Source organism: Brevundimonas sp. EAKA, assembly GCF_000698025.1.
Classification (GTDB): Bacteria; Pseudomonadota; Alphaproteobacteria; order Caulobacterales; family Caulobacteraceae; genus Brevundimonas; species Brevundimonas mediterranea_A.
In genome coordinates, this window is record NZ_JMQR01000179.1 from 1 (window position 1) to 4,933 (window position 4,933).

The 4,933-nt window shown below is 69.2% G+C and carries 4 protein-coding genes, 1 other RNA gene and 1 pseudogene; 4 read left to right on the plus strand and 2 right to left on the minus strand.

The window, feature by feature from the left end:
- Positions 1-171 precede the first annotated feature (171 nt).
- Positions 172-1,359, minus strand: coding sequence for a formate-dependent phosphoribosylglycinamide formyltransferase (purT, locus tag ER13_RS16130; RefSeq protein WP_035310913.1), 1,188 nt, complete (start codon positions 1,357-1,359; stop codon positions 172-174).
- 181 nt (positions 1,360-1,540) lie between these two features.
- Entirely contained in the window at positions 1,541-3,532 is a 1,992-nt protein-coding gene (gene tkt / locus ER13_RS16135; protein WP_035310915.1) for a transketolase, read from the minus strand.
- Positions 3,533-3,628: 96 nt separating this feature from the next.
- On the opposite strand from tkt, the gene ER13_RS16140 reads away from it, so the two are divergent.
- The 4 genes and pseudogenes from ER13_RS16140 to ER13_RS16150 all read left to right on the plus strand — a co-directional run.
- Positions 3,629-3,937 (plus strand): hypothetical protein, encoded by a 309-nt coding sequence (locus ER13_RS16140; protein ID WP_035310918.1) that lies wholly within the window; start codon positions 3,629-3,631, stop codon positions 3,935-3,937.
- Complete coding sequence (locus ER13_RS16145) at positions 3,937-4,257, plus strand: cell division protein ZapA (protein ID WP_035310919.1); 321 nt, start codon at positions 3,937-3,939, stop codon at positions 4,255-4,257. Before ER13_RS16140 ends, ER13_RS16145 begins: the two co-directional genes overlap by 1 nt.
- Positions 4,258-4,322: 65 nt before the next feature.
- A non-coding RNA gene (ssrS, locus tag ER13_RS18070) (6S RNA) lies at positions 4,323-4,485 on the plus strand.
- 116 nt (positions 4,486-4,601) lie between these two features.
- Positions 4,602-4,933: pseudogene (locus tag ER13_RS16150) on the plus strand (5-formyltetrahydrofolate cyclo-ligase); the annotation flags it as partial.

The window sequence follows — 4,933 nt, forward strand, 5'->3', positions numbered from 1 at the left end:
CGTGGCCAGCATGAGGTTCTGACAGATAGGTGCTGCGAGACTGTACGAGTCGACCGTGACTACGGTATGTGCGATGAGGTCTGTCTGTTATATGCACTGTAATGTATATTGTGGGGTCCCGCTAGGCGCCTTTAGCATCAGGGAGTAAGCGGGCGTGCGTCTCTAATGCGTTCACGAGTCCCCGCGCGCCCGTTCGCGGGCCTGGTCCGTGTCGGCGCCGCGGGCGACAGCGACGCCCATGCGGCGGCGCTCGAAGGCTTCGGGTTTGCCGAAAAGGCGCAGGTCGGCGGTCGGGACGGACAGGGCTTCGGCGACGCCTTCGAAAGCGACGCCTTGCGCCTCCATGCCGCCGTAGATGACGGCGCTGGCGGCGGGCTCGCGCTGGGTGACGTCCACGGGCAGGCCCAGGATGGCGCGGGCGTGGAGGGCGAACTCGCTCATCGTCTGGCTGGCCAGGGTGACGAGGCCGGTGTCGTGGGGGCGGGGCGAGACCTCGGAGAACCAGACCTGGTCGCCCTTGATGAAGAGTTCGACGCCGAAGACGCCCCATCCCTTGTTGTCTGGGCCGCCGAGGGCGTCCGTGACCTTGCCGGCGATGTCCTGCGCGGCGGCGAGGGCGGCGGGGGTCATGGCCTGGGGTTGCCAGCTCTCGACATAGTCGCCCTTGACCTGGCGGTGGCCGATGGGGGCGCAGAAGTCGGTGCGGGTCGAGCCGTCGGCGGCGCGCGAGCGGACGGTCAGCAGGGTGATCTCGAAATCGAAGTCGATGCGGCCCTCGACGATGACGCGGGCGCCGGCGACACGGCCGCTATCCTGAGCATAGGTCCAGGCGTCGGCGATTTCGTCGCGGCTTTCGACGAAGGACTGCCCCTTGCCGGACGAGGACATGACCGGCTTGACGAAACAGGGGTAGCCGACGGTCTCGGCGCCGGCGGCCAGTTCCTCGGCCGAACCGGCGAAGGCGTAGGGGCTGGTGGGCAGGCCCAGCTCTTCGGCGGCGAGGCGGCGGATGCCCTCGCGGTTCATGGTCAGTTGCACGGCGCGGGCGGTGGGGATGACGACGGCGAGGCCGGCGGCCTCGATATCGGCCAGGACCTCGGTGGCGATGGCCTCGATCTCGGGCACGATGATGTGCGGGGCCTCGGCCAGGATGACGCCGTTCAGCACCTGGGGATCGGTCATCGGGATGACGTGACTGCGATGCGCGACCTGCATGGCGGGGGCGTTGGGATAGCGATCAACGGCGATCACCTCGACGCCGAGCCGCTGAAGCTCAATGGCGACCTCCTTGCCCAGTTCGCCCGAGCCGAGGAGCATGACGCGGATGGCGGTGTCGGAGAGGGGGGTGCCGAGATTCATCGTCTGCTCCAACGTCCCTTCTCCCCCTGCGGGAGAAGGTGGCCCGGAGGGCCGGATGAGGGGTCGGTGGATGTTGGACTTTTGCGGTCGGTGCGACCCCTCGCCCGACCGCGCCAGGACGACGGCTTCGCCGCCGTGCGCGGTCTCCCTCTCCCGCAGAGGGAGAGGGAGGTGAGAGGGGTTAGAGCCGGGCCTTGACCGCCGCGACCACCGCGTCGGCGGTGATGCCGAACTTGTCGTAGAGGACTTCGGCGGGGGCCGAGGCGCCGAAGCCGGTCATGCCGATGAAGGCGCCGTCTTCGCCGATGAAGCCTTCCCAGCCCTGTTTGATGGCGGCCTCGACGGCGACGCGGATCGTGCCGCGGCCGATGACCGAGGCGCGGTAGGCGGCGTCCTGTTGTTCGAACAGTTCGACACAGGGGACGGAGACGACGCGGGTCGGGACGCCTTCGGCCTCGAGGGTTTCGGCGGCCTTCAGGGCCAGGGCCAGTTCCGTGCCGGTGCCGAACAGGGTGGCCTTGGCCTCGCCCGACGCGGGCTTGATCTCATAGGCGCCCTTGGCGGACAGGTTTTCCGTGCCCGCGACGGTGCGGACGGCCGGGGTCTTCTGGCGCGACAGGGCCATGGCCGAGGGGGCGGTCTTGGTCTCCAGCGCGATCTTCCAGCATTCCATGGCCTCGACCGTGTCGGCGGGGCGGAAGACCAGAAGGTTGGGGATGGCGCGCAGGGCGGCCAGGTGTTCGACCGGCTGGTGGGTGGGGCCGTCCTCGCCCAGGCCGATGGAGTCGTGGGTCAGGACGTGGATGGCGCGGACCCCCATCAGGGCGCCCAGACGGATGGCCGGGCGGCTGTAGTCCGAGAAGACCATGAAGGTGCCGCCGTAGGGAATGACCCCGCCGTGCAGGGCGAGGCCGTTCATGGCCGCGGCCATGCCGAACTCGCGGATGCCCCAGTTGACGTAGCGGCCCTCATAGGACGGCGCGTCCAGGATGGGGGTGCCGGCGACGAAGGTGTTGTTCGAGCCGGTCAGGTCGGCCGAGCCGCCGACCAGTTCGGGGATGGAGGCAAAGACCTGGTCCAGGGCGGCGCCCGAGGACTGGCGCGTGGCCTGGGCCGGCTGGGTCTCGATCAGTTCGGCGATCTTGGCGTTCAGGGCGTCGAAGGCGCCTTCCGGCAGGTCGCCCTTCATGGCGCGGGTGAAGTCGGCGGCCTGACCCGAGGCGGCGAGGCGGGCCTCCCACTTCTTGCGGTCCTTGGCGCCGCGACGACCGACCTTGGACCAGGCGTCGGCGATGGTCTGGGGGATGTCGAAGGGTTCGTGATCCCGGGCCAGGCCCAGGCGGGTGGCGGCGATCTCGGCGGCGCCCAGGGCGGCGCCGTGGGTCTTGTGGCTGCCTTCCATGGTGGCGGCGCCCTTGCCGATCTTGGTCTTGCAGGCGATCAGGGTCGGCTTGTCCTGGCGGGTCGCCCATTTGAGAGCGGACTTGATCGCGTCCATGTCATGGCCGTCGATGGCCTTGACCGCCCAGCCGGCGGCCTTGAAGCGGGCCTTCTGGTCGGTGGCGTCGGACAGGGAGACCTTGCCGTCGATGGTGATCTCGTTGTCGTCCCACAGGACGGTGAGCTTGTTCAGCTTGTAGCGGCCGGCCAGGGCGATGGCTTCCTGGGACACGCCCTCCATCAGACAGCCGTCGCCGGCGACGACCCAGGTGCGGTGGTCGACCAGGTCGTCGCCGTATTTGGCGGCCAGGTGACGCTCGGCCATCGCAAAGCCGATCGAGGTGGCCAGGCCCTGGCCCAGGGGGCCGGTGGTGACCTCGACGCCGGGCATGTGGCCGTATTCGGGGTGGCCGGCGGTCTTGGAGCCCCACTGGCGGAAGTTCGACAGTTCTTCCTTGGTCGCGGCCTTGTAGCCGGTCAGGTGCAGCAGGGCGTAGATCAGCATCGAGCCGTGGCCCGCCGACAGGATGAAGCGGTCGCGGTCGGCCCAGTCGGGGCGGCTGGCGTCGAACTTCAGGAATTTGGAGAACAGCACCGTGGCGACGTCGGCCATGCCCATGGGCATGCCGGGGTGGCCCGACTTGGCCTGTTCGACGCCGTCCATGGCGAGGACGCGGATGGCGTTGGCCATCTGCTGGGGCGTGGCCTTGGGGGCGGATTTGACGTCGGTCACGGGGGAAGACCTTTCGGCGGAAGCGGAAATTCAGAAGCGCGCCGCTTTACCCCGGCGCGTCCTCGGGTTCTATACGGAATTTACAAGGAGCGACCGATGGCAGACGCCACCACGGCCGCACGGGCCCGTATCGACCGGGCCCTGGCCGAACTTGAACGCAAGATCCTGGAGCTGAAGGCTCGCCCGGCCTCCGCGCCGGCGATCGCCGACGACGACCTGTTCGCGCCCCGAGCCGGGAACGGGGCGGATGCGGCGCGGGTGGCCGAGCTGGAGGTGGCCGGGCGCGAGGCGTCGCAGGCCCTGGCCCGGGCGGCCGCCGCCGTGCGCGAGGTGCTGGATCAGGATGATCTGGATCAGGACGAACTGCGCCAGGACGGCGAAGAGACCGAAAGCGAGGCCCGCTGATGGCGACGGTGACGGTGGAGGTGAACGGCCGACCCTATGCGGTGGGCTGCGCGGACGGGCAGGAGGAGCGGGTCCGCATCCTGGCCAAACAGTTCGACAATCAGGTGCGCCAGGTGGCCCAGGACGTGGGTCATGTGGGGGACCTGCGGCTGTTCCTGATGTCGGCCCTGATCCTGTCGGACGAATTGCACGAGGCGCGCCTGAACGGGGGCGGGGGTCCTGCGCCGCAGACAGCCGTCGCGCCGCCGACCAGCGACGGGGTGGCCGAGGCGCTGAACGCCGTGGCCGCGCGGATCGAGAAGATCGCCCAATCTATCTGATCACGGCCGATCTGATCACGGCGCTTGAGAAGGCGGGGCGCAGCGCCTATCTTGTCAGACGGCGGGTCTTGCTGCGGCCCTCGTCGAAGGCATACATTTCCTCGCGACCTTAATTCACTCAAAGGGATCTGTCCCTGTCCGGGCTCGAGGGCCTGGGCATATGGAGCCCACCTGGCTACCCAGGTTCGAGAGGATTTAAACGCCCTTCACGGTTCTTGCGGCGCCGCCAACTTCTCTTTTTTGTCGCTACCGCTCGCCGCGCGGCGGCTCGCTGCTTGAGCGAGTCCGGCATGCGAGGGGCATGGTCTCTGTGCGGGACCGGATGGGGCGTGTAAGCCCGCGTCATGACCCTTGAGAAGCATGAACTCCGGTCGGCCGCCCGCGCGCGGCGCAAGGCTCTGGCCGAGGCCGATCCGATGGCCGCCCGGCGCGCCGCCGACCATGCCGAGGCCCTGCCGCCGGGGCAGGTGGTGGCCCTGTACAGCGCCATGGGGTCCGAACTGGACGCTGAGGCCCTGGCCGTGGCGCTGGAGGCGGCGGGGCGGCGGCTGTGCCTGCCGGTGGTGCTGGAACGGGATGCGCCGATGATCTTTCGCGCCTGGTCGCCGGGCGAGGCGCTGGAGATGGACGCCGCAGGCTGCCCCGCGCCCCTGCCGCTGGCCGAGGTGTTGGAGCC